At 74.1% G+C, this 24,095-nt stretch carries 18 protein-coding genes; 12 read left to right on the top strand and 6 right to left on the bottom strand.

Annotated features, from left to right (window positions below):
* Positions 1–573, bottom strand: a complete 573-nt coding sequence (locus C8250_RS06750; RefSeq protein WP_138355453.1) for a gamma carbonic anhydrase family protein — start codon at positions 571–573, stop codon at positions 1–3.
* A gap of 341 nt (positions 574–914) precedes the next feature.
* Between C8250_RS06750 and C8250_RS06745 the strand changes: the two genes are divergently transcribed.
* The 7 genes from C8250_RS06745 (at position 915) to C8250_RS06715 (ending at position 14,734) form a co-directional block, all read left to right on the top strand.
* Positions 915–2,237 (top strand): MFS transporter, encoded by a 1,323-nt coding sequence (locus tag C8250_RS06745; RefSeq protein WP_138355452.1) that lies wholly within the window; start codon positions 915–917, stop codon positions 2,235–2,237.
* A 116-nt stretch (positions 2,238–2,353) separates the two neighbouring features.
* Positions 2,354–3,664, top strand: coding sequence for a non-ribosomal peptide synthetase (locus C8250_RS06740; protein ID WP_187144760.1), 1,311 nt, complete (start codon positions 2,354–2,356; stop codon positions 3,662–3,664).
* Between the two features lie 300 nt (positions 3,665–3,964).
* Positions 3,965–7,165 carry a non-ribosomal peptide synthetase gene (locus C8250_RS06735; RefSeq protein ID WP_138357236.1) on the top strand — a complete coding sequence of 1,067 codons (3,201 nt, stop codon included), beginning with the start codon at positions 3,965–3,967 and terminating at the stop codon, positions 7,163–7,165.
* Positions 7,165–9,075, top strand: a complete 1,911-nt coding sequence (locus C8250_RS06730; protein WP_232485510.1) for a non-ribosomal peptide synthetase — start codon at positions 7,165–7,167, stop codon at positions 9,073–9,075. The genes C8250_RS06735 and C8250_RS06730 overlap by 1 nt, the downstream gene beginning before the upstream one ends.
* Before the next feature lies 1 nt (position 9,076).
* Positions 9,077–10,960, top strand: coding sequence for a non-ribosomal peptide synthetase (locus C8250_RS06725; protein WP_138357235.1), 1,884 nt, complete (start codon positions 9,077–9,079; stop codon positions 10,958–10,960).
* Positions 10,950–13,832 (top strand): condensation domain-containing protein, encoded by a 2,883-nt coding sequence (locus C8250_RS06720; RefSeq protein WP_138357234.1) that lies wholly within the window; start codon positions 10,950–10,952, stop codon positions 13,830–13,832. The genes C8250_RS06725 and C8250_RS06720 overlap by 11 nt, the downstream gene beginning before the upstream one ends.
* A gap of 116 nt (positions 13,833–13,948) precedes the next feature.
* Positions 13,949–14,734 carry an acyltransferase gene (locus C8250_RS06715; RefSeq protein ID WP_138357233.1) on the top strand — a complete coding sequence of 262 codons (786 nt, stop codon included), beginning with the start codon at positions 13,949–13,951 and terminating at the stop codon, positions 14,732–14,734.
* Positions 14,735–14,752: 18 nt separating this feature from the next.
* Here the strand turns inward: C8250_RS06715 and C8250_RS06710 are convergent, their stop codons facing one another.
* Complete coding sequence (locus tag C8250_RS06710) at positions 14,753–15,616, bottom strand: DMT family transporter (RefSeq protein ID WP_138357232.1); 864 nt, start codon at positions 15,614–15,616, stop codon at positions 14,753–14,755.
* A 96-nt stretch (positions 15,617–15,712) separates the two neighbouring features.
* Here C8250_RS06710 and C8250_RS06705 point away from each other — a divergent pair, with 96 nt between their 5' ends.
* Together C8250_RS06705 and C8250_RS06700 are read left to right on the top strand one after the other, a co-directional pair.
* Positions 15,713–16,285, top strand: coding sequence for an XRE family transcriptional regulator (locus C8250_RS06705; RefSeq protein ID WP_138357231.1), 573 nt, complete (start codon positions 15,713–15,715; stop codon positions 16,283–16,285).
* 20 nt (positions 16,286–16,305) lie between these two features.
* On the top strand, positions 16,306–16,836 hold the full coding sequence (locus tag C8250_RS06700; protein ID WP_138357230.1) for a YbaK/EbsC family protein: 531 nt from the start codon (positions 16,306–16,308) through the stop codon (positions 16,834–16,836).
* 10 nt (positions 16,837–16,846) lie between these two features.
* On the opposite strand, the gene C8250_RS06695 is transcribed toward C8250_RS06700, so the two are convergent.
* Positions 16,847–17,125, bottom strand: a complete 279-nt coding sequence (locus C8250_RS06695; protein WP_138357229.1) for a hypothetical protein — start codon at positions 17,123–17,125, stop codon at positions 16,847–16,849.
* Positions 17,126–17,161: 36 nt separating this feature from the next.
* Positions 17,162–17,569, bottom strand: coding sequence for a CoA-binding protein (locus C8250_RS06690; protein WP_138357228.1), 408 nt, complete (start codon positions 17,567–17,569; stop codon positions 17,162–17,164).
* Positions 17,570–17,658: 89 nt separating this feature from the next.
* On the opposite strand from C8250_RS06690, the gene C8250_RS06685 reads away from it, so the two are divergent.
* Entirely contained in the window at positions 17,659–18,294 is a 636-nt protein-coding gene (locus tag C8250_RS06685) for a YigZ family protein (protein WP_138357227.1), read from the top strand.
* A 17-nt stretch (positions 18,295–18,311) separates the two neighbouring features.
* Here C8250_RS06685 and C8250_RS06680 read toward each other — a convergent pair whose 3' ends face one another.
* Positions 18,312–19,160, bottom strand: coding sequence for a GNAT family N-acetyltransferase (locus C8250_RS06680; RefSeq protein ID WP_138357226.1), 849 nt, complete (start codon positions 19,158–19,160; stop codon positions 18,312–18,314).
* A 252-nt stretch (positions 19,161–19,412) separates the two neighbouring features.
* Between C8250_RS06680 and C8250_RS06675 the strand changes: the two genes are divergently transcribed.
* Positions 19,413–20,570 (top strand): exonuclease SbcCD subunit D, encoded by a 1,158-nt coding sequence (locus C8250_RS06675; protein WP_138357225.1) that lies wholly within the window; start codon positions 19,413–19,415, stop codon positions 20,568–20,570.
* Positions 20,571–20,573: 3 nt separating this feature from the next.
* Positions 20,574–23,624 carry an SMC family ATPase gene (locus C8250_RS06670; RefSeq protein WP_138357224.1) on the top strand — a complete coding sequence of 1,017 codons (3,051 nt, stop codon included), beginning with the start codon at positions 20,574–20,576 and terminating at the stop codon, positions 23,622–23,624.
* Here the strand turns inward: C8250_RS06670 and C8250_RS06665 are convergent.
* Positions 23,614–24,060 carry an Lrp/AsnC family transcriptional regulator gene (locus C8250_RS06665; protein ID WP_138357223.1) on the bottom strand — a complete coding sequence of 149 codons (447 nt, stop codon included), beginning with the start codon at positions 24,058–24,060 and terminating at the stop codon, positions 23,614–23,616. The genes C8250_RS06670 and C8250_RS06665 overlap by 11 nt on opposite strands.
* Positions 24,061–24,095: the final 35 nt, after the last annotated feature.

The raw sequence follows: 24,095 nt of genomic DNA, 5'->3' as shown, positions 1-24,095 counted from the left end.
TCAGGCCTTGTCGGCCGGCGCTTCTTCGCCCGGTCCTTCCGCGGCCGGTTCGAAGGCCGCCCGGTGGGCGCGGGACAGCTCGACATAACCCGCGGCGTTGAGCAGCACGGACTCCCGCTCCTCCGCGGTCAGCTCACGCCGGACCTTGGCCGGGACCCCGGCCACCAGCGACCCCGGCGGTACCCGCATCCCCTGCGGTACGAGCGCGGCCGCGGCGACCAGCGAGCCGGTCCCGATGTGCGCGCCGTTCAGGACGGTGGCGCCCATGCCGATCAGTACGTCGTCCTCGACGGTGCAGCCGTGCAGCACCGCGTTGTGCCCCACCGAGACCCGCTCGCCGACCACGACGGGGAACCCGGGGTCCGCGTGCACCGAGCAGTTGTCCTGGATGTTGCTGTCGGCGCCGATGCTGATCGACTCGCAGTCGCCGCGCAGGACCGCGTGGTACCAGGCGCTGGAGCCGGCCGCCATCGTGACGTCGCCGACGACGACCGAGGTGGGCGCGGTGAACGCCGCCGGATCCACCTGGGGCTTGCGCCCCGCCACATCGGCTATCAGTGCCCGCTCCGCCATGGAATCCGCCCTCGCGTCCGCGCCTTGGCTGTCGAGCAGCACCGTATACGACGGGTCGGTCCCGGCGGCGGGTCGGTAGGTGCATAAGGCATCGAAGCAGCACAGGGACTGTTTTCGGTCAGAGGTGCGATTCCTGGCGCGTTGCCGGTGATCGTCCGGCCCCGGCCGTGCGGGGACTGTCGGATCCTCTTGTCGCAGGGCCCCAACGCGCATAGTTCATCCCGAGGTTGCCCGGATCTGACGGAAGATTTGCTGATTTGGTGGAGGTAGTGCAAAAGATTCGACCGAAAGTGTTCTTTGCGCTTTGACTGTTGACGGCGTTTGCGGTGAAGGTCTGGCACATGTCCCCTTTACCCCGAACCGCGTCGAGCGGTCCGCTACGCATGCGCGACTTCCGTCTGCTGCTCGCCGGCGCCGCGGCCGGCCAGGTCGGTGCCCAGGTCACCCTGGTCGCGCTGCCCCTGGTGGCGGTCCTCGAACTCAAGGCGCCCGCGTTCCAGGTGGGGCTGCTCACCGCCGCGGAGACCGCCGCGTTCCTGCTGATCGGCCTGCCCGCAGGGGCGCTGGTCGACCGGATGCGCAAGCGGTCGCTGATGATCCGCGCCGACATGGTGCGGGCGCTCGCCATGGCGAGTGTCCCGCTGGCCGCGGTCGCCGACGTCCTGACGATGGTGCAGCTGTACATCGTCGCCCTGGTCACCGGCGCGGCGACGGTCTTCTTCGATGTGGCCGACCAGAGCTATCTGCCCGAACTCCTGCCCAGGGAGCAGCTGATGGCGGCCAACGGAGCGCTGGAGACGGTCCGCTCCTCCGCCCAGGTCACCGGTCCCGGCCTCGGCGGCGGGCTGGTGCAGCTCGTCGGGGCGCATCTGGCGATCGGGGCCGACGCGATCGGCTACGTCGTCTCGGCACTGTTCCTGTCGCGCATCGACAAGCCGGAGAGCAAGCCGGAATCGGTGCCGGGCGCGTCACTGCGCAAGGAGATCGGTGAGGGACTGCGCTTCGTGCTCGGCCACCGGCTGCTGCGCGTCATCGCGACCAGCACCGGCCTCAGCAACTTCTTCACCGCGATGCTGATGGCCACTCAGACCATCTTCCTGGTACGGGTGATCGGCCTGCAGCCGGCCGCCATCGGTCTGATGCTCTCCGCGTCCGCCGCCGGCGGGCTCGCCGGTGCGCTCTGCGCCGGCAGGCTCGCCGCGAGGCTCGGCCAGGCCCGCATCATCTGGCTGTCCGCCCTGGTGACCGGCCCGTTCGCGCTGCTGTGGCCGCTGTCCGGCCGGGGAGCCGCCGCCGTCCTGTTCGCCGTCGGTTCCGGTGCGGTCTCCTTCGGCGCGGTCGTCTACAACGTCGCCCAGGTGAGCTTCCGTCAGACGCTCTGCCCGCCACGGCTCCTGGGCCGGATGAACGCCACGCTGCGTTTCCTGGTGTGGGGCACGCTGCCACTCGGGGCCCTGGTGGGCGGAGCCGTGGCCGACGGCTTCGGGGCGCGCGCCGCCCTGTGGATCTGCGCGGTCGGCTTCCTCGTCGTACCGCTGCGGCTGCTGCTGTCCCCGCTGCGCCGGATGCGTGATCTGCCGGCCGCTCCGGACGACCTCGAGGACGCCGTCGCGGGTGGCTCCGGCGGTTCGGGCGGCCGTACCGAGTCCGCTTCCGTCAGCTGACCCGGCCGGGCGTCCGGCCGGACCCGAGCTCCATCGCCCGGCCCTGCCACGCCGCGGCCCCTCCACGCCCGAAACGTCCACGTCCCGAACCGCCCTGCCACGTCAGAGAGGATCACGTGCCCCGAACCATCACGGGCCAGTACCTGGCCCGCTACCAGCGCATTGCCGCCGACGACGGCGGTACCTCCCTCCTGCCCGTCACCGGAGCCCAGCGGCGCTTCGTGCTCGTGCGCTCCATGGACCCCTCGGGACGGGCCGACATCGTCCCGATGTTCTTCGCCTTCCCGAGCGGAACGGTGGATCCGGTGCGGCTGCGCGCGGCCGCGAACCGGCTCGCCGCCCTGCACCCTGTGCTGCGTGCCCGCCCGGACGTGCTGCGCGGCACCCCCGTGCTCCGTCTGACGGACCCCGACGTACCGGTGGAACACGTCGTCCGCGCCCCCGGCGAGGACGCGGCCGCCGCGCTGCGCCGGGTCCTGGCCGGCTGGACCGGGCAGGGCTCGCCGCTGCGGCTGTATCTGGTCCAGGACGGGCCGGGCGCAGGGGACGAGGTGCTCGCCGTCGTCCTGGACCACACCGCGTGCGACGGTCAGTCCCTCACACGCATCGTCGAGGAACTGACCGCCGCCTACCGTGACGAGCCGGGATCCGCGGGACCTGAGCCCGCCGAAGCGGCCGCGGAACTCGCCGCCTACCGCGAGGCGGTCCAGCTGCAGCTCGATGCCGAGCAGCGCGCGGGGTCCGCCGCCGCGCTGGAGTACTGGGGCGACCGGCTGCGCGTGGTGCACGAACGGGCCCCGCAGCTCCCGCCGCGGACACCCGCCCCCGGCACCCTGCCCACCGGTGCCGCCGAACTGCGGCTGCCCGCACCCGCTTCCGGCGTACCGTTCCCCGCCCTGCTCGACGCCTGCCGGGCCACGGCCCGGGTGCTGTACGGGCCCGGCCACGTGCCGCCGATCGGCTACCCGTGGGGCGGCCGCCCGGCCGGCGCACCGCCGGTGCTCGGCTGCTTCCTCAACACCGTGGTCTTCCCGGCCGCGACGGTCGACGTCCCGCACGCCCCGGACGAGACGGCCACCCAGTGGTGGGACGACCTGGACCGGGCCGACACCCCCTTCGACGAAGTGGTGCACGCCGCCCGCTCGGCCGGTTCCCAGTGGTCCGGCCGGCTGGACGGACTGCTGACGGTGGACGACGCCCGGCGCCGTCCCGCGTTGCGGCTCGGCGGGGTGGAGGGCCGTGAGGTCCACATCGACGGCCGGCAGGTGCGCGCCCCGTTCGCGGTCTCCGTCACCCACGGATCCGAACTCCACATCCGGATGGTGTGGGACCGCACGGTGCTCGACGACGCCGCGGCCCAGGACGGGTTCGCCGCCTTCCGCGACTCGGTACGCGCCCCCGTCCGGGCCGACGTCCCCGTCAGCTGACCCACGGCCACAGCCACGGCCACAGCAGCACTCGCCTCCGCGGCAGCCGCAGCCGAAGCGGCGCGCCACGTCACGCGGTCCCACCCGTCACGCCGTAGGGCTGCGACGCCTTGAGGACGCCCTGAACCAGGACGCCCCGAACCAGTACGCCCCGAACCAGCACGCCCTGAACCAGCACGCCCTGAACCAGTACGGCCGGCCCGCGTGATCCGCGGACCGGCCGGTGAACTGCGGGCGGAAGCACGACCGTGCCTCCGCCCCCACCCGAAGACCCCGACCCGACAACCCCAGGGATCGCCGATGCTCCCCCTCTCTCCGTCGCAGGAGATCGTCTGGCTGCACGAACAAGTGCAGCCCGGCAGCCGCGCCTACAACTTCACCGCCTCCCTCGACCTGTGGGGCACGCTGGACACCGAGGCGCTGCGCCGCGGACTGGCCGCGGCCCTCGACCGCCACCCCGGACTGCGGCTGGAACTCGTGGCGGTCCCCGGCGCGATGCCCGTGCAGCGCGACGCCGACCTCTGCGAGCCGCGGCTGCGCACCGTGGACCTGACCGGGGAGGCCGACCCGGAGGCCGCGTTCGCGCGGCTGATCCGCACGGAGGCGGAGACCCCGCTCGACACCTACGAGGCGCCGCTGCTGCGCTGGACGCTGGCCCGGCTCGCCGACGACCAGCACCGGCTCATCCATGTCGAGCACCACCTGATCCACGACGGGCACTCCTTCGCGATCCTGCTGGGCGACGTCTTCACCGTCTACCGCGCCCACGTCCTCGGTGAGCCGACCGCCCTGCCGCCCGCCACGTCCTACGTCGACCATGTGCGCTCCCTCGACGCGGACGACGACCGGGCTACGGCGGAGCGGCGGTCGAGCCTGGAGTACTGGGCGGCCGAACTGCGCGACGCCTCCTTCGACATGCCGTTGCCCGGTCTGGCCCGGCCCGGCGCCCGGCGCCGGCACCACGGCGGGCAGCTGCGCCAGTCGATCGGCGCGGACCTGACGGAACGGCTGCGCGCACACACCCTGGAGCGCGGGCTGACCCCGTTCTCCACGCTGCTCGGGCTCTTCGCCGAACTGCTGCGCCGGCACAGCGGCCGCGAACAAATGGTCGTCGGCACCGCCGTCGGCAACCGCCCGCGCGGCTTCGAGAACGCCGTGGGCATGTTCGTCAACACGATCCCGCTGCGGCTGCGCCTGGACCCGGCGGCCCCGGCCGAGGACACCATGGACGAGGTGACCGACACCCTCTTCCGTGCCCTGCCGCACCAGGAGGTGCCGGTCCAGGAGCTGACGCGCGCGCTGGGCCTGCACACCTCGGGCGCGGACAACCCGCTGTTCAGCGTCATGTTCAGCGCGCACGACGCCGCACTGCCGGAGATCGACGTGCCTGGTCTGGACGTCACGCTCTTCGAGGGATTCAACACCGGCACCACCCGCTTCGACCTCGACGTCGTGCTGCTCCCGGACGACCGGCGCGGAGTGAGCCCCCGGCACGGCGCGCGCGGCATGACCCTGGTCTGGGACTACGACGCCGACCTCTTCGGCGAGGACACCGCGAAGCTGCTCACCGAGCGCTTCCTGGACCTGCTGCGCGCCTATCTCGACAATCCCGGCACCGTGCTCGCGGACCTCGCGCTCCCGGCACCCGCCGTCGTACCGGTGCCGGTCGGGCCCGCCGCGTCCCCCGGCCGGGATCCGCTCGACCCGGCCGCCGCCCACGACCCGTCGCTGCCCGCGCTGCTGATCGGCGCCCGCCGGCTGACCTACGGGGACCTCGACGAGCAGGTCGCCGCCGTCGCGCGGCGGATGCTGGCGGCGGGCGTGACGGCCGGCCGGCCGGTCGCCGTCGTGCTGCCGCGCGGCGCCGACTCGGTGGTGGCCCTGCTGGCCTGTCTGCGGACCGGCGCGGTGTACTGCCCGCTCTCCCCGTCCGACCCGGAATCCCGGCTGGAACTGCTGCTGAACCGGCTGGGTCCCGCGCTCGTGCTCACCTCCGCCGCCGCCGGGGTGACGCTGCCCGCCGGCCTCCCGGTGACCGCGCTCGACGCCGGCTCCTACCCGGCCGCGCGCCCGGCCGCAGTGGTGCCCGATGCGGCGTACATCATCCACACCTCCGGATCCACCGGCATCCCCAAGCCCGTGGCCGTGGGCAGGGCCGCGCTGGAGAACCATCTGACCGGTGCCGCCGACCGGTTCGCGCTGGCGGCCGGTGACCGGGTGCTGCTCTTCGCCCAGCCGTCGTTCGACGTGGCCCTCGAAGAGGTCCTTCCGTCGCTGTACGCCGGCGCCTGCCTGGTCGTACCGGAGCGGGAAGTGCCCACCGGGGCGGAGCTGGCCGAGCTGCTGGCGGCCGCCCGGGTCACCGTCGCCAACCTGCCCACCAGCTACTTCCTCGCCACGCGTGAGGAGTTGCGGCCCGCGCTGCGCGACCGCCGCTGGGCGCCGCGGCTGCTGGTGCTCGGCGGTGAGCGCATCCCGGCCGACGCGATGCGCTCGTTCCTGGCCGACACCGACGCCGCCGTACTCAACGTCTACGGCGTGACCGAGGCGGCGATCAGCTCCACCGTGCACGAGATCACCCGCGAGAACCTGGCGGACGGCGCCGAGATCCCCCTCGGCACCGAACTGCCCGGCGAGCGGATCCACGTCCTGGACACGGCACTCCGTCCGCTGCCGGCCGGCGCGGTCGGTGAACTGGCCATCGCCGGAGCAGGCCTCGCCGAGGGCTACGTCGGCAACCCGGAAGCGACCGCGGCACGGTTCATGACGATCCCGGCGCTGGGCGGCGAGCGGGTCTATCTCACCGGCGACCTCGGCTACCGGGGCCTCGACGGGCTGCTGCACTTCCTCGGACGGCGGGACAACCAGATCAAACTGCGCGGCTACCGCATCGAGTTGGAGGAGGTGGAGGCCGCCGCCTCCGCCGTGCTCGGCGGCCGGTCCTGCGCCGTCGTCCTCGATCGTGAGGCGGCCGGTGGACCCCGGCTGGTCGGCTTCCTGGAGAGCGCCGACGAACGGGAGCCGTGGGACGAGCAGGCGCTGCACATCGAGCTGAGCCACCGGCTGCCGGGCGCGCTCGTCCCCGGCCGCTGGGCGCGGCTGGACACCATGCCGAAGCTGGCCGGCGGCAAGCCCGACCGGGTCGCCCTGGCCCGGCTGGCCGCCGCGCTGGAGCCCACGGCTCCGGCGGACGAGGCCGCCCCTGACCTGGACCCGGCCGCGTTCGCCGCCGACCCGGCGCTGGAGCTGCTCGCCGAGGGATGGAGCGAGGTGCTGGGCCACCGCCGGTTCACCGCGTCCTCGCACTTCTTCCAGATCGGCGGGCACTCCGTGCTCGCCGCGCATCTGGCGGCCTGGCTGGAACCGCGGCTCGGTGAACGGCCGCCACTGCGGCTGCTGTTCCGCAACCCGGTCCTGGCCGACCAGGCCCGCGCCCTGGGTCTGCTCACCCCCTCGCCCGTCGCCGCGTCCGCCGCCGCATCCACGCCGAAGGAGTCGTGATGACGAACACCCTGATCACCGACATGACCACCGACACGCTGACCGCCCGGCCGAGCGTGGCCCACGGCGCGGCTCTCCCCGCGACCGCCGCCTCCGGCGTGCTCTCCCGCTACGAGGACTGGGTACGCCGCTCCCCGCAGGCGCCCGCAGTGGTCGACGGCGGCCACACCTGGAGCTACCGGCAGCTGGACGAGGCGGCCGATGAACTCGTCCGCGCACTCGACGGCCGGGTGCGTCCCGGCGACATCGTCGGGGTCTGCCTCGACCGTTCGGCCGCGCTGGCCGTCACCGCGGTCGCGCTGGCCCGGCTCGGCGCGGTGTATCTGCCGCTGGGACCCCGCCCCGGAGAGCGCCGCATCGGCGCGGTCACCGAGGACGTCGCGGTGGTCTGCCTGATGGGCGACCCCGCCGTACTGCCGGCCGGCCACCGGGCCGCCGAGCGGATCGAACTGCCGCTGCCCGTCGAGGGGACGAACGCCGCGGCCACGGTCGTCGCCGCCTTCGCCCCGCCCGCGGCCGCCGCCCGCCCGGCACCGCCGGAGGCGTTCTACGCCGTCCTGACCTCCGGTTCCACCGGCCGCCCGAAGGCGCTCGCGGTGGCGGAGCCCGCCCTGGCCACCCTGCTGGACTGGTACCGCGCCGAGACCGGCCTGGCCCCCGGGGACCGTCAGTCCCTGCTGATCGGCGTCGCGTTCGACCCGCATGTACTGGAGCTGTGGGCCGGACTGACCTCGGGTGCCGCGCTGGTGCCCGCTCCCGACGCGGTCCGCTGGGACCCGGCCGAGCTCACGGACTGGTGGCGCGACGCCGGGGTGACCGTCTGCGTCGCGGCCACCCCCATGGCGGAGCCGGTGCTGGACCGGCCCTGGCCGCGGGGTCTGCGGCTGCGTCATCTCGTCGTCGGCGGCGACCGGATGCGCCGCCGGCCCGGCCCGGACGTGACCGCCACCGTTCACAACGCCTACGGGCCGGCCGAGGCCACCGTCATCACCACCACGCACGCCATGCGGGCCACCGACGCCGAGCCGGACGACGCGGCCGCGCCGCCGATCGGCTCCCCGCTCCCCGGCACCACGGTGGTCGTCGCGGGCCAGGACGGTCGCATCGCCGCCCGCGGTGAGACGGGTGAACTGCTCATCGGCGGCGCCTGTCTGGCGATCGGCTATCTGGACCCGGAGCTCACCGCCCGGCGCTTCACCGCCCCGCCCGAAGGGCTGGACGCACCGGGCGCGGACCGTTTCTACCGCACCGGGGACCGGGTGCGGATGCTGGACGACGGGCAGTTGGAGTTCCTCGGCCGGCTCGACGACCAGGTGAAGATCAGCGGTGTGCGGATCGAACCGGCCGAGGTGGAGGCCGCGTTCGAGCAGGACCCGGCGGTGCGCAGCGCGGTCGTGACCGCGCCTCGCTCCGCCGACGGCCGCACCCGGCTGGTGGTGTTCGTCCTGCCGTCGGCCGGCGCCGCCCCGACCACGGACGCCCTGCTGTCTGCGGTCCGGGTCTGGCTGCCCGAACAGGCGGTCCCCTCGACCGTACGGATCGTCGAGGCCTTCCCGCTGGACGCCAACGGAAAGGTGGACCGCGCCGCGCTGCTCGCCGGTGAGACGGCCGAGGCCGCCGCGGGCGCCGCGACCTCCGGCAGCGCCCTTCCGGACGGCACCGCGACGGACAGCGAACAGCTCGTCCTGCGGGTGGTCCGCGACCTGCTCGACCGGCCGGACGCCGCGCTGGAGGACAACTTCACCTCGGTGGGCGGCACATCGATCATCGCGGCCCGGCTGCTGGCCGCCATCGAGCGCGAGACGGGCACGAGGCTGCGCGCTCCCGAGGTGCTGCGCCAGCCGGACCTCCGCGCGGTGGCCGCCGTACTCGACAAGCGCCGTGCGACCGCGTCACCGGCGGTGGTCTGAGATGACGCCCTCCTCCCCGCGGATCCCCGACACCCGGAAGATCCCCGACACCCGGGAGATCTCCGACGTCCGGGAGATCTCCGACGACCGGAAGGACAACCCCGTGACCGCCCTGCCCGCCCTGGTGGCCCGGCACGCCGAACGGACCCCGCACGCCCTGGCGGTGGTCGACGGCGACACCACACTGACGTACCGGCAGCTCGTGACCTCCGCCCGATGTCTGGCCGCGCACCTGCACGCCTACGGGGTGCGCCCCGGTGACCGGGTGGCGCTGCTGATGCCGCGCTCGGCCCGCACCCTGGTCACCCAGCTCGCGCTGTGGTGGGTGGGCGCGGCCTGCGTACCGCTCGACCCGGCGCACCCGCGCCCCCGTATCGAGGCGATGCTCGCCGACTCCGGGACGACCCTGACCGTCGGCGACAGCAAGCTGCTGGCATCGGCGGCCGGCACCGGAGTGACCCTGGCGCTGCCCGAGGACCCGCTGTTGTCCGGCGAGGAGATACCCGCCGCCGACACCGGCCCGGACGCGACGGCGCTCGTCCTGTTCACCTCGGGTTCCACCGGCCTGCCCAAGGGTGTGACCGTCACGCACGGCGGCATCGCCGAACTGGTCGCCGACCCGCGGTACGTGACCGTCACCGCGCGGGACCGGGTGCTGTTCCACTCGCCGACGACGTTCGACGCCTCGACCTTCGAGGTGTGGGCGGCTCTCGCCAACGGCGCCTCCGTCGTGGTGTGCACCACCGAGCGGCCGTCGTTCGAGGACCTCGCGCAGCACGTCGAGCGGTACGGCGTGACCGTCGCGTTCTTCACCACCGCGCTGTTCCACCAGCTCGCAGCCCGCCGCTCCCGGCTGTTCTCGGTGCTCCGCACCGTCGTCGTGGGCGGTGAGGCGATGGCCGCCCAGCAGGCCCGCGCGGTGCTGCGCGCGTTCCCCTGGCTGGAGCTGGTCAACGGCTACGGTCCGACCGAGACGACGACGTTCGCCACCACCCATCGCGTCACCGACGCGGACTGCGACGGCCCGGTGCCGATCGGCCGCCCGTGCGCGGGCGCCACGGCCCATGTGCTGGACGCGGCGGGCCGGCCGGTCGCGGACGGGGAACGCGGTGAGCTGTGGATCGGCGGCAGCCGGCTCGCGAACGGCTACGCGGGACGACCGGAACTGACCGCCGAGCGGTTCGTGGAGCACGCGTCGCTGGGCCGGCTCTACCGCACGGGCGATCTGGTCTCGTGCCGTCAGGACGGCGTGCTGGACTTCCACGGCCGCGCCGACGACCAGGTCAAGGTGCGCGGCTTCCGGATCGAACCGGGCGAGATCGAGCACCTGCTGCGCGAGCAGCCGGAGGTGGACGACGCCGCCGTCACCGTACGGCGGCCCGCCGAGGACGACGCCCGGCTGGCCGCGTTCGTGGTGGCGGCGCCCGGCCCGGTGCCCCGCGCCGAGACCCTGCGGACCCGGCTCGCCGAACAGCTGCCCGCGCACCTCGTCCCGGACGAGCTGACCTTCGTGGAACGGCTCCCGCTGACGGTGTCCGGCAAGGTCGACCGCCGAGCCCTCGCCGACCTGCGCGGCGTCACCGTCACCGAGGACCGTGCGGAGCCGCTGACCCCGCTCCAGCAGGCCGTCGCCGATGTGTGGAGCCATGCGCTGGGCTGCGAAGTGGCCCGGGCGGACGCCGACTTCATCGCCTACGGCGGCCACTCCCTCCTCGCGCTGATCGTCACGGACGACCTGCGCGAGGAACTGGGAGTGACGCTGTCGCTGCCCGACTTCTTCGCCGCACCCACCGTGGCCGGCCACGCCGCGCTCGTCGAACGCGCCCTGCTGGCCAACCACAGCGATCTCCACCCCGACGCGCCGGAGGACACCGATGGCCACTGACACCCACCCCAGTTCGGCCGCCCTGCAGGAGGAGTTGCTGCGCCGGGCCCGCGCCCGGAAGAACGCCCGCCCGGCCGACCCGGCGCCCGCCACCACCCGTGACCAGGGGCCCACACCGCTGTCCCACGCCCAGCGCCGCATGTGGCTGATGGACCGGCTCGGCCAGGGCGGCTCGCTGTACAGCGTGCCGTTCGCCACCCGGCTGCGCGGACCGCTCGATCTGGCCGCCCTGGGCAGCGCGCTGACCACGCTCGTCCAGCGCCACGACATCCTGCGCACGCGCTACGGGCAGCACGGCGACGAGCCGTACCAGGAGACGCTTCCCGTACCGGACGCGATCGTCGTGCCGGTGATCGACGCCGTCGGTGACGGCCTGGCCGCCCTGACCGAGGAGGCGCGCCGCCCCTTCGACCTCGCGGCCGGTCCCCTGCCGCGCGCCCTGGCGCTGCGCCACGGGCCGCAGGACCACACCGTGTTGCTGACGTTCCATCACATCAGCATCGACGGAGGGTCGTTGGAGACCGTCGCCGCCGAACTGGCCGAGCTGTACGCGGCGGCCACCGGTGGGATCCCGTGCGAGCTGACACGGCCGCCGCAGTACGCCGACTTCGCGGTCCGCGAGCACGCGGCGGCCGGCCGGCTCGACGAAGGGCTCGCGCACTGGACGCGCCGGCTGTCGGGTGCCGTCCCACTGCGGCTGCCCCGCCCCGCGCGGCCCGCGGCCGACCTGACCGAGCGGCCCGCCGCCGTGCGCAACGTGCCGCTGGACGAGCGGGTGCTGCCCGCTCTGCGCGAGCTGGGTCTGGGGCATCGGGCCACGCTGTTCACCGTGGCCTTTACTGCCGCCTTCGCCGCACTGCACCGCTTCACCGGCGAGGACGACCTGGTGATCGGCTGCGCCGGCACCCACCGCGAGGGCTCGGCCATGCGTGGCCTCGTCGGGCTGTGCGTCAACACCCTGCCCATCCGGGTGGATCTGTCCGGCGACCCGGAGTTCGGGACGCTGGTGGACCGGGTGCGGGACGCGCTGCTGGAGGCACAGCAGTACCGTGACGTGCCGTTCGACCTGGTCCTGGAGCGGCTCGGCGCCGCCGCCCGGGACGCCGACGGCACACCGCTGGTCCGGGTCACCGCCGATGTGCTGGGCGAGCCCACCGCGCTCCGGCTGCCCGGTCTGGCCGCGGAACCGGTCGACGTGGCGCTCGGCGAGGCCAAGTTCGACCTGTCGTTCGGCCTGTCCGACACCGACCGTCCCACCGGCCTGGTCCAGTACGGCCGGGCCGCCCTCGGCGATGCGGCGGGCGAGCGGCTGGCGGACGACTTCGCCGGACTGCTGGCCGCGGTCGCCGCCGACCCGGAGCTCCGGCTGTCCCGGCTGCCCGGCCGGCCGCCGGTTCTCCCGGCCGCCGAAACCCCGCCCACTGACGGCCATCCGGCCGAAGTGCTGCTGCGCGCCCACCCGTTGGTGGCCGACGCCGCTGTGCCGGACCCGGCCGGCGGACCGCTGCTGGCGTACGCCGTCCTGCGCGGGACCGGCGGGCCCTCGCCCGTCGAACTCCGCTCGTATCTGCGGGCCGGTCTCGGCCGTGAACTCGTCCCGGCGGCGGTGACCCTGCTGGACGCGATGCCCCGCACCGCCGACGGCACCCTGGACACGGCCCGGCTGCCCGGCGCCCCGGCTGCCCCCGTACCGAGCGGCGTTCGCGCCGAAGCGGTGACGGTGGCGTTCACGGCGCTGCTGGGCCGCGCCCCTGGCCCTGACGACGACTTCTTCGTACTCGGCGGCCACTCGCTGATCGCCGTACAGCTCGCCGAGCGGCTGCGCACCGGACTCAAGCTGCCGCTGACCGGCCTGGACGTGATGGAGCACCGCACTCCGCGAGCGATCGCGGCGCTGCTGGACGCGCGGGAGACGGAACGGGAACGGCTGGCCGCCGCGACCGGCGCACCGGCGGCCCGCGCCCGGCGGACCCGTGAGGGTACGGTCCTGGTGACCGGCGGCACCGGTGGTGTCGGCGCCTTCGTCCTGCGCGAACTGGCCGCCCGGGGAAGGCCGGTGCTGGCGCTGTCCCGGCCGGAGTCGGCGCACCTGGTCGCGGGGGAGGGCGTGGAGGTCGTCGAGGGCGATCTGACCGACCTGGACGGGCTGCGCGCCGCCGTCGGAAGGGCGGACGCGGTGATCCACGCCGCCTGCACCTTCACCCGTCCCGAGGTGGACGTGGCGGCGATGGCCGCGATGGTGGGGGCCTGGAACCGGGGCCCGTTCGTCTTCGTCAGCAGCGTGGACGCCTACGGCCGGCCCACCGGCCCGCGGGTGGCCGAGGAATCGGCGCCCGCACAGCCGCTGAGCGCGTACGGGCAGGCGAAGCTCGACTGCGAGCAGCTGCTCATGCGGGCGGCGGGCACCGACGGCCGGGGCGGGGCGAGCGTCGTGCGCTCGCCCATCGTCTGGGGTCCGCACGACCGGTTGCGCGACCAGCTGCGCTGGGGCGCGACCGGGCTGCTCTACCAGGCGGCCCTCGCCGGGGAACCGATCGACCTGCCGCGGCCCGGCACCGCCGGCCACGACTGGTACGGCGCCCCGTGGGTGCACGCCGCCGCCCTGGCGCGCGCGGTCACCGACTGCCTGGCCACCCCGGTGCACGGTGTGGCCAACGCGGTGAGCGGACATGTCGGCTGGCCCGAGCTGGCCGCAGAGCTGAAACGGCTCCTCGGCAGCGACAGCGAGATCCGGCTCGTCGACCGGGTGCACCCCGACCTCGACCACCGCTGGCACTACGGGTCCGGCCGGCTGGCCACCGCGCTGGACGAGCGGCCCGGCGAGGACCGGAGCTCCGTACTCGCCGCGATGACCGGCTCCGCCGGGCGCTGAGATCCGGGGGAGCCGCGGCGGTCCGCCCGGCTCCCCCCGTACGGCCGGATCCCCTCTTTACATCCGGCCTCACATCCAGGACTTCACCGGCGGGCGGCACCGTATACGGTGATCCCGTGCCGAAGAACGAGAACGTGTTCTCCTCCTGGGCGGCCTGGCGCCGCCGCACCGCCTCGCGCCTGGTCCACCGCGGATGGCGGTGGGTGCAGAACGCGGGCGCGGTGACCGCGCAGCGCCCCGGTCCCTACCGCTTCCGCAGCTTCGGCACGGGCTCGCGGCTGGCGTTCCCGCTGGGCACGGTGTTCGGCGAGCAGTGGATCGAGATCGGGGAGCACTGCGTGGTGGGCGAGCAGGTGACCCTCACCGCCGGCATGATGCCGGACCTGGACCTCGGCCCCGACCCGGTCCTGCGGCTCGGCAACGGCGTGGTGCTCGGCCGCGGCAGCCACGTGGTGGCCTCGGCGCCGGTGGTCTTCGGCGACAACATCTTCGCCGGGCCCTATGTGTACGTCACCAGCGACAACCACTCCTACGACGACCCCCACGAACCGGTCGGCAAGCAGTGGCCGCGCTCGGCGCCCGTCGAGATCGGGTCCGGCAGCTGGCTCGGCACGGGAGCGGTGATCCTGCCCGGGGCCCGGCTGGGCCGCAATGTGGTGGTCGCGGCCGGCGCGGTGGTGCGCGGTGACGTGCCCGATCACGCGGTGGTCGCGGGCGCTCCCGCCAGGATCGTCCGCCGCTGGGACCCCGAGGCCGGCTGGCAGCCGCCGCTGCGGACACCGCCGCCGGTGCCGATACCCGAGGGGATCACCCCCGAGCAGCTGATGGCGCTGGCCGGCGTCGAGGACGGGCCGAAGACGCTCGACGGCCGGGCCGACCGGGCGCCGGATCCGGCGGTTTGAGGCCCGCTCGCGGCCCGGCTATCCCGCCGCGAGCAGGATCGTCCCGGCCATCGCGAGTCCCGCGCCCGCGGCCTGGATCGCGAGCAGCCGTTCCTTGAGGAAGCCCCGGGCGGCGAGCGCCGTCACCACCGGGTAGAGCGAGGCGAGTACCGCGGCGACGGTGACCGGGCCGTGCTGGGCGGCCAGCGAGTACGTGCCGTTCGCCGCGACGTCCGCGAGGCCGACCAGGGTGAGCGCCGGCATGGCGGACCACACCACGGCCATGCCGCCCTCCGGTGCGGCGGCCGGGTCACGCCGGACGGCCACGGCCAGCGCGGCGCCGCCGACCAGCGAGTTGCAGACCCGCTGGACGAAGAGCGCCAGGAACAGTCCGGTGAGCGTCGAGGACGCCTCGGCGATGAGCGCGAACACCGAGCCGAAGCCGAAGGCGGCGACGAGGGTGAGCAGCACCGTCTGCCGCTGCACGGGCGCGCCGCGCAGCTGCGGGCCGCCGGCCAGGACGACGCCGACGACGGCCACCGCGATCCCGCCGTACTGCAGCAGTCCAGGGCGTTCGCCGAGCGTCAGTCCGACGCCGAGCGGTATCACGACGCCGACGGTGGCCAGCGGGGAGACCACGCCCATCGGGCCCTGGGCGAGGGCCTTGTAGAAGCAGATCATCGCGACAGGACCGACGACGCCGGCGGCGACGGCGTACCAGAGCTGCGGGCCGATCTCGCTCCACGCCCCGGTCGCCACGACGATGACGCCGAGGACGAGCGCGGCGGCGATCTGCGAGGCGACGACCACGACCAGCGCCGGCAGCCGGCGGGTGAGCAGCCCGCCGCCGAAGTCGGCGAGCCCCCAGAGCAGGCTGGTGGCGAGCGCGAGAACCGCTGTCATGGGACTTCCCCCGCAGTACAGTGTGATGAACGTGTTGGTACAGCACACCGTAGTGCACTCAAGTGAACTCTGTCATTCATAATATTGGACGGAAGCGTGCCGGACCTCGAAATCGTCGCCCAGTCGCTCGCCCGCAACGTCAAACGGCTGCGGCTGGAGCGCGGATACAGCCTGGACGCGCTCGCCGCCCGCGCGGGCGTCAGCCGGGGCATGATCATTCAGATCGAGCAGGCCAGGACCAACCCCAGCATCGGCACCGTGGTGCGGATCGCCGACGCCGTCGGCATCAGCATCGCCAACCTCCTGGACTACGCCGACAGCCCCCAGGTCCGGCTGGTCCCGGCCGACCGCGCCGTACCGCTGTGGAGCACCCCGGCCGGCAGCTACGGCACGCTCCAGGCCGGCACCGAGGCGCCCGGCCCGCTGGAACTGTGGTCCTGGCGGCTCATGCCCGGCGAGGGTCACGACTCCGACGCCCACCCGCCCGGCAGCGCCGAACTGATCCGGGTGGACGCGGGCGAGCTGACGCTCGTCGTCGAAGGCCAGGAGTACCGCGTCCCCTCCGGGACCACCGCGAGCTTCGACGCCCATGTGCCGCACGGCTACCACAACGCGGGTGCGGTCCCGGCCGAGATGACGCTCGCGATCGCCGTCCCGCCGCCCCGGTAGCGCCTGTTACGTTTCCCGGTATGCGCGCACCGATCGGCAATTTCGACGAAGCCCACCCCGCCACCGAACGGCTCGACCTGCTCCCGGCTCCGGTGGCCGCCGCGGTGACCGCCGACATGCTCCATGTCGACACCGACCCCGAGAAGGCCGACACCGCCGTCTTCGTCGAGACGTACGGCGCCGACCTCGTGGACGCCTCGGCGAACTGCGTGGTCGTCGCGGGCAAGCGCGGTCAGGACGTCACGCTCGCCGCGTGCCTGGTGCTCTCCACCACCCGCGTCGACGTCAACGGCGTGGTCCGGCGCCATCTCGGCGCCCGCAAGGCCTCGTTCGCCCCCATGGACGCCGCGACCGGCGCCACCGGCATGGAGTACGGCGGCATCACCCCCGTCGGCCTGCCCGGCGACTGGCCGCTGCTCATCGACGCGGCCGTCGTCGACGCCCCGTACCTGGTGATCGGCAGCGGCGCCCGGCGCGGCAAGCTGATCGTGCCGGGCAAGGTACTCGCCGCACTGCCGGGCGCCGTCGTCCTGGAGGGCCTCGGTATCTGATCGGCTGCGGTCAGCGCCGGTCCGGCGGCCCGTCGGACCGGTCCTCGTCCGCCGGGTGCAGGGACCGGTGCAGCCGCCGGCCCGCCCGCACCACGATCACCCCGGCGCCCACCGCGACCACGGCCGCCAGCACCTCACCCCACCAGTGGTCGGGCAGCACACCGAGCAGCAGCGCGAAGACCCCGAAGGCCAGCACGAAGCCGAGCACCGGCAGGGCGTAGAACCACAGGTCGGCGTAGGTCTTCTCATCGAGCCCGAAGGGCGGCGGAGGCTTGCGGTCCTTGCTCACCCCGCCACCGTAGGCGCCGTGACCCGGTATCGCGCGTCAGCCGAGGCGGGGAATCTCGATCGCCGGGCAGCGGTCCATGACCATCTCCGCGCCGGCCGCCCGCGTCCGCTCGAACGCGGCCTCGTCGATCACCCCGAGCTGGAACCACACGGCCTTCGCGCCGGCCGCCACCGCCTCGTCGGCGACCGCGCCCGCCAGCTCGGAGTTGACGAAGACGTCGACCACGTCGACCGGGAACGGAATGTCGGCGAGCGAGGCGTACCCCTGCTCGCCGTGCACGGTCTCGGCCTTGGGGTGGACGGGAACGATCCGCTTGCCGAAGCGCTGGAGCACCCGCGCGACCCCGTAGGCGGCCCGTGCCTCGTTGTTCGACAGACCGACCACCGCCCAGGTGTCACCCAGCCCGGTCAGGATCTTCCGTACCGTCGCAGCATCGCCGTACACGTCGTCCTCCAGAGGGTGTCCCGCTCGTCGTGCCTGGTCAACGAGCGACCGGCCCGGCCCATTCCCGGCCGGCGGCATAGGGTGGCCGGATGGTGGACCGGTATCTGACGGTAGGGCGCGAGGGCGTGCACGAGAGCGAGATCAAGCGCTCGCGCTTCCTGTGCGCGCTGGCGCCCGCGGGCAGCGAGCAGGCCGCGCAGGCGTTCATCCAGAAGATCCGCAAGGAGCACCCGAGCGCGACCCACAACTGCTTCGCCTACGTCATCGGCGCCGAGGGCCGCATCCACAAGGCCGGCGACGACGGCGAACCCGGCGGAACCGCGGGCACCCCCATGCTGCAGGTGCTGCTGCGCCGCGAGGTGCGCGATGTCGTCGCCGTCGTCACCCGCTACTACGGCGGGGTCCAGCTCGGCGCGGGCGGGCTGGTACGCGCCTACGGCGGCGCCGTGTCCGCCGCGCTCGACGAACTGGGCACCGTCGAACGGCAGCGCCTCGCGCTGCTGACGGTCGCGGCCGACCACCAGCGGGCGGGCAAGCTGGAGAACGACCTGCGGTCGGCCGGGCGCACGGTGCGCGGCGTGCGGTACGGCGCCGATGTGCGCATCGACATCGCGCTGCCGGAGTCCGAGGTGGCGGCGTTCCGCTCCTGGGTCGCCGACAGCACCTCCGGTGCCGCCACGGTGGAGGCCGGCGGCACCGAATTCGTCGACGTCCAGGCCCGGTAGATCTGGTCCGGGAACCGTCAGCCCAGTTCGAGGCTGGTGACGCCGTACATCCCGGCCTGATCGGTCTCCGGCAGCGGACCGGTGTACATCCGGGCGGTCTCGAAGGACGGCGCCAGGCCGAGCCGTTCCATCAGGTGCACCGCCGGCTTGTTGATGTCGGGCACGTCGATCGACACCGGCTCGCCCGGCACGGTCGCCGCCAGCGCGCCGACCAGCGCGCCCGCCACCTCCGGCGAGTCCGCGTGGACCGGACCGATGCGCGAGGCCTCGCGGCACGCGCGCAGCACGGCGAGCCCCTGCAGCTCCCCGTCGCGCACCGCGGCCAGCGGGGTGCGCTGGGCCGCGGCGATCCAGGTGGCCAGGAAACTGTCGCGCGGCGCCGGGAAGAAACGGCGGTCGTAGGCGGCGAGTTGATCGAAGGGCAGGGTGCGGGCGTCGACCAGGGTGACGCCCGCCGGCGCCGGGGTGTCCGCGGCCGGAGTGCCTTCGTAGCGGATGTTGTTCCAGGCGGAGCGGAATCCGGACTTGCGGTAGTTCTCCTGCTGGGCAATCACCCCGTCGAGCCCGACGTTGCGCCCGGCGAGCCGCGCCATGCCGGCGCGCCAGAGCTGGATGCCATAACCCTGGCCGCGCAGCGACGGCTGGGTGATGTAGAAGCCGAGGAAGCCGAAATCGGTGCCGTACCGGACGACCGAGACACAGGCGACCGGTTCGCCGTCGAGGCGGCCGATCAGGAAACCGTGCGGATCGGCCGCGAAGAAGGCGGAGCCGTCGGTGCGGCCCGGGTTCCAGCCCTCCGCGGCGGCCCAGTCCGCCATCAGCCCGATGTCGGCGGCGCTCGCGGCCGTGATCTCGAATGTCGGCACTTCTCACTCCAAGGGCGTCGGCGGCGGGGCGCGTTCGGAAGTGGTCCGCCCCTGGCGTGATCGTTTCGTAACGGACCGGAGCACGGCAATACCGCCCGCCGTCCGGCCCCGGAACCGATGACAAACCGAGGTCCGTGATGGATGGGGGGCGTCCGGGCGCTAGCGTGGTCGGTGCCGACAGCGGGACCCCACGCTGATTCGGTGCGGGTACCGGGGTGGAGGAGCGATAAACGTGCAGGTCGGAGCACCCCAGTGAGACTTCTGCACACTTCCGACTGGCATCTGGGACGTTCGTTCCACCGTGAGAGCCTGCTCGCCGCCCAGGCGGCCTTCCTCGACCATCTCGTCAGCACGGTCCGCGCCGAGGCCGTCGACGTGGTGCTCGTCGCCGGGGACATCTACGACCGGGCGGTGCCGCCGCTGTCCGCCGTCGAGCTCTTCGACGACGCCCTGCACCGGCTCGCCGACCTCGGCGTCCCGACGGTGATGATCTCCGGGAACCACGATTCGGCCCGGCGGCTGGGCGTCGGCGCAGGCCTCATGGGCCGCGCCGGCATCCACCTGCGCACCGACCCGGCGGGCTGCGCGATCCCCGTCGTCCTGCCGGGCGCCGCCGGTGACACCGTGCTGTACGGGCTGCCCTACCTCGAACCTGCGCTGGTCCGTGCGGAATTCGACGCCGAGCGGGCCGACCACACCGCCGTGCTGGGCGCGGCCATGGACCGGGTGCGCGCCGATCTCGCCACCCGCCCGGCCGGTACCCGCTCGGTGGTGCTGGCGCACGCCTTCGTCACCGGAGGCGCGCCGAGCGACAGCGAGCGCGACATCACGGCGGGCGGGGTGGAGGCCGTGCCCGCCGAGATCTTCGCGGGCGTCGACTATGTGGCGCTCGGCCATCTGCACGGCTGCCAGACGATCACCGAACGGGTCCGGTACTCCGGCTCGCCGCTGGCGTACTCCTTCTCCGAGGAGCGGCACCGCAAGAGCATGTGGCTGGTCGACCTCGACCAGGACGGCGCCGTGAGCGCCGAGCGCGTCGACTGCCCGGTGCCGCGCCCGATCGCCCGGATCCGCGGCCACCTGGACGACCTGCTCGCCGATCCGGCGCTGGAGCGGCACGAGGACGCCTGGGTCGAGGCCACCCTCACCGACGCGCTGCGCCCGCCGGAACCGATGGCGGCCCTGGCCAAGCGCTTCCTGCACGTGCTCAGCCTCGCCTTCGACCCCGAGAACTCCGGCGCCGACCCGGCGGTCTCCTACGCCCAGCGGCTGCGCGGCCGCACCGACCAGCAGATCGCCGAGGACTTCGTGGCCCACGTCCGGGGCTCGGGCCCCGACGGGCGGGAACGGACGGTACTGCGCGAGGCCCTGGACGCGGTACGCGCGCACCACGCAAGGACGGAAACGTAAGCAATGCGGCTGCACCGGCTCGACCTCACCGCCTTCGGCCCCTTCGCGGGCACCGAGAGCGTCGACTTCGACGAACTGTCCTCGGCCGGACTGTTCCTCCTGCACGGCGCGACCGGGGCGGGGAAGACCTCCATCCTCGACGGCGTCTGCTTCGCCCTGTACGGCGAGGTCCCCGGCAGCCGGCCGGCCAACCGGCTGCGCAGCGACCACGCCGACGCCGCCCTCGGCACCGAGGTGGTGCTCGAACTGCACGTTGGCGGAAGGCACTTGGAGATCACCCGGCGGCCCGAGCAGCAGCGCCCGAAGAAGCGCGGCTCCGGGACGACCCAGGAGAAGGCCGTCACGTTGCTGCGGGAGCGCAGCGACGGCGAGTGGCGCGCGCTCTCCAAGTCCCACCAGGAGATCGGTGAGGAACTCAAGCAGCTGATCGGGATGAGCCGGGAGCAGTTCTGCCAGGTGGTGCTGCTGCCGCAGGGCGAGTTCGCCAACTTCCTGCGGGCCACCGCCGCCGAACGCGGCGCCCTGCTGGGCCGGCTCTTCGACACCCGTCGCTTCAAGGCCGTCGAGGAGTGGCTCAAGGAGCGCCGCCGCGCCGCCGAACAGCGGATCCAGACCGGCGACCAGGAGCTGGACAACCTCGCCGGACGCCTCGCCCAGGCGGCGGGACCGGGGGCCGAGCCGCTGGACGACTGGCTGCCCGAAAACGTTCCGGCGCGCGCACCGGCCGTCCACTCCGACCTGGCCGCGCCCATCCTGCAGTGGGCGGCCGTACTGCGCTCCACCGCGCGCGAGCGCCACGCCATCGCGGTGAGCGCGCTGGAGCTGGCCGAACAGGCACACCTCCGGGCCCGCGACGAGGCCGCCGCCGTCCAGGAGCTGTACGGGCTGCAGCAGCGCCACGCCGCCGCCCGCCGCCGGGCCGACGGCATCGCCGGGGCCCGGTCGGAACGTGATGAACAGCGCGCCCGGCTGGAGCGGGCGCACCGCGCCTCCGGCGTCGAATCGGCCCTGGAACTGCGGGAGAAGGCCGCCACACAGCACCAGCAGGCGCTCGCCGCCCGGTGCAGTGCGCGGGCGGAGCTCCCCGCCGACCTCGCCGAGGCGGCCGCCGAACAGCTCACCGCGACCGCCAACCAGCTGCGCGAGGAGCTCGGATCGCTCACCGAGGCGGGGGAGCTGGAGCGGCGCGCCGCGGAACTGGCCGTCCGCCGCGACCGGTTGGAGGCCGAGGCGCGCGGCGACGGCGAGGCCGTACAGGAGACCGACGGCTGGCTGGAGGGCTGGGAGCCGGAACGGCTGCGTCTGCAGCGGCGCGTCGACGACGCCCAGGCCGCCGCGGCCCGCGCCGGAACGCTGGACGCCGAACGCGACCAGGCCCGCCGCCGCCTCGACGCGGCCCGGGAGCGTGACCGTTACGCCCACGCCCTGACCGTGGCCGAGGACCGGCACCGCGCCGCCCGGGACCGGGCTGCCGACACCCGCGAGGCCTGGCAGGACGCCCGCGAAGGGCGGATCTCCGGTATCGCCGCGGAACTGGCCGCCGCCCTGGTGCCCGGCGAGAACTGCCGGGTGTGCGGCTCCGCCGAGCACCCCGAGCCGGCCCGTCCCTCCGACCGGCAGGTCACCCGCGAGGACGAGGACGCCGCCTACGCCGCCTACCAGAGCGCGTCCGCCGCGCAGAGCGCCGTGCAGGACGAGCTGAGCCGCGCGCGGGCCGGGCGGGACGCCGCCCTGGCGGCGGCCGGCGACACCCCGGTGGACGAACTGGCCGCCGCGTACACCGCGTTGGACGGCGAATACGTGCTCGCGGTGCGCGCCGCCGCCGACACCCACGCCGCCCGTGAGGCGCTCGGCGAGGCCGAACGGGAACGCGACCGCAGGACCGCGGAGCGGCACGAGGCGCTGAGCCGGGCCGCTGCGCGGACCTCGCGGCGCGAGGAGCTCGACGAGCAGTACGAGCGGATCGCCGAGCAGCTGTCGCGGGCGCGCGGCGGCTTCGCGACCGTGGCCGCCCGCAGATCGCAACTGGCCCGGCGCGTCGATCTGCTGACCACGGCGGCGCAGGCTGTCGACCGGGAGCACGACGGGGCCCAGCGGCTGAAGGAGGCCGACGCGGCACTGTCCGACGCGGCGTTCCGCGCCGGGTTCGACACCCCCGCCGACGCGGCCCGCGCGCTCTACGCGCCCGACCGGCGGCTGCGGCTGGAGCACCTCGTGGCGCAGTGGCGCGACGAGGAGGCCGCCGTCACCGCCGATCTGGCGGCGCCCGGACTCGCGGCCGCCGCCGCACTGCCGGCCGCCGATCCCGCGCGGGCGCGGGCGGCCGTCGACGCCACGACCGCCCGGCTGCGGGAGGCGGCCGCCGCGCACGCCGCCGCGCAGACGCGCGGCGCCGACCTCGACCGGCTGGGGGCGCAGGCCGCCGCGAAGGCCGCTGAACTCGCCCCGGCCCGCGCCGAGTACGCCCGGATCCGGCGGCTGGCGGACCTGTCGGCCGGCACCTCCACCGAGAACCAGCTGAAGATGGAACTGGAGACCTACGTGCTGGCCGCCCGGCTGGAACAGGTCGCCGCGGCGGCCAGCGTCCGGCTGCAGCGCATGTCGTCGGGGCGCTACACCCTCGTCCACAGCGACGCCAGGAGCGCGGGCCGCTCCCGGTCCGGGCTGGGCCTGATGGCCGTCGACGCCTGGACGGGCACCGAGCGCGACACCGCGACCCTGTCGGGGGGCGAGACCTTCTCCGCCTCCCTGGCGCTGGCGCTCGGCCTCGCGGACGTCGTCACCGACGAGGCGGGCGGCACCCGGCTGGACACCCTCTTCATCGACGAGGGCTTCGGCAGCCTCGACGAGCAGACCCTGGACGAGGTGCTGGACGTCCTGGACGCGCTGCGGGAACGGGACCGCGCCGTCGGTATCGTCAGCCACGTCGCCGATCTGCGGCAGCGCATCCCCGCCCAGCTGCGCGTCGTCAAGGGACAGTCGGGCTCCACGGTCGCCCAGGGGCCGTCCGGGCGCGGCACCGCTCGCGGCGCCGTCACCCCCGTCACAACGTGAGCGGGCGGCGGGACAGCGGCGAGGAGTAGACGATGCTGGTGGTGACCGATCCGAGGCCTGAGATCCGGCCGGCGGTCTCCTCCAGATGCCGCATCGAGCGGGCCGCCACCTTCATGACGAAGCAGTCGTCGCCCGTGACGTGGTGCGCCTCCAGGATCTCCGGCGTCGACGCCAGCAGGTCGTGGAACGGCTTGTAGTTGCCGGTCGGATAGCGCAGCCGCACCAGGGCCAGGATGGGCAGACCGACCCGGTCGTGGTCGATGACCGCCGAATAACCGGTGATCACCCCGGACTCCTCCAGCCGGCGGACCCGCTCGGTCACCGCGCTGGGCGACATCGCGACCGCCCGCGCCAGCTCGGCGTAACTGGCCCGGCCGTCGCGCTGCAGGGCTTCCAGGATGCGCCAGTCGGTGGCGTCGAGGGATTCACTGGTCATGACCGATGAATAGCAGGGGAAATCCCGGCCGTGCA

Source organism: Streptomyces sp. So13.3 (genome assembly GCF_005860785.2).
Taxonomy (GTDB): domain Bacteria; phylum Actinomycetota; class Actinomycetes; order Streptomycetales; family Streptomycetaceae; genus Actinacidiphila; species Actinacidiphila fildesensis.
This window is presented reverse-complemented; position numbering and strand designations above follow the sequence as displayed.

Bases quoted from the DNA above. Each gene is read 5' to 3' on its own strand.
- C8250_RS06685 (WP_138357227.1), top strand. From the start codon at position 17,659: ATGGTGGACCGGTATCTGACGGTAGGGCGCGAGGGCGTGCACGAGAGC.
- C8250_RS06745 (WP_138355452.1), top strand. From the start codon at position 915: ATGTCCCCTTTACCCCGAACCGCGTCGAGCGGTCCGCTACGCATGCGC.
- C8250_RS06730 (WP_232485510.1), top strand. From the start codon at position 7,165: ATGACGAACACCCTGATCACCGACATGACCACCGACACGCTGACCGCC.
- C8250_RS06735 (WP_138357236.1), top strand. From the start codon at position 3,965: ATGCTCCCCCTCTCTCCGTCGCAGGAGATCGTCTGGCTGCACGAACAA.
- C8250_RS06710 (WP_138357232.1), bottom strand. From the start codon at position 15,616: ATGACAGCGGTTCTCGCGCTCGCCACCAGCCTGCTCTGGGGGCTCGCC.
- C8250_RS06725 (WP_138357235.1), top strand. From the start codon at position 9,077: ATGACGCCCTCCTCCCCGCGGATCCCCGACACCCGGAAGATCCCCGAC.
- C8250_RS06670 (WP_138357224.1), top strand. From the start codon at position 20,574: ATGCGGCTGCACCGGCTCGACCTCACCGCCTTCGGCCCCTTCGCGGGC.
- C8250_RS06720 (WP_138357234.1), top strand. From the start codon at position 10,950: ATGGCCACTGACACCCACCCCAGTTCGGCCGCCCTGCAGGAGGAGTTG.
- C8250_RS06665 (WP_138357223.1), bottom strand. From the start codon at position 24,060: ATGACCAGTGAATCCCTCGACGCCACCGACTGGCGCATCCTGGAAGCC.
- C8250_RS06700 (WP_138357230.1), top strand. From the start codon at position 16,306: ATGCGCGCACCGATCGGCAATTTCGACGAAGCCCACCCCGCCACCGAA.
- C8250_RS06750 (WP_138355453.1), bottom strand. From the start codon at position 573: ATGGCGGAGCGGGCACTGATAGCCGATGTGGCGGGGCGCAAGCCCCAG.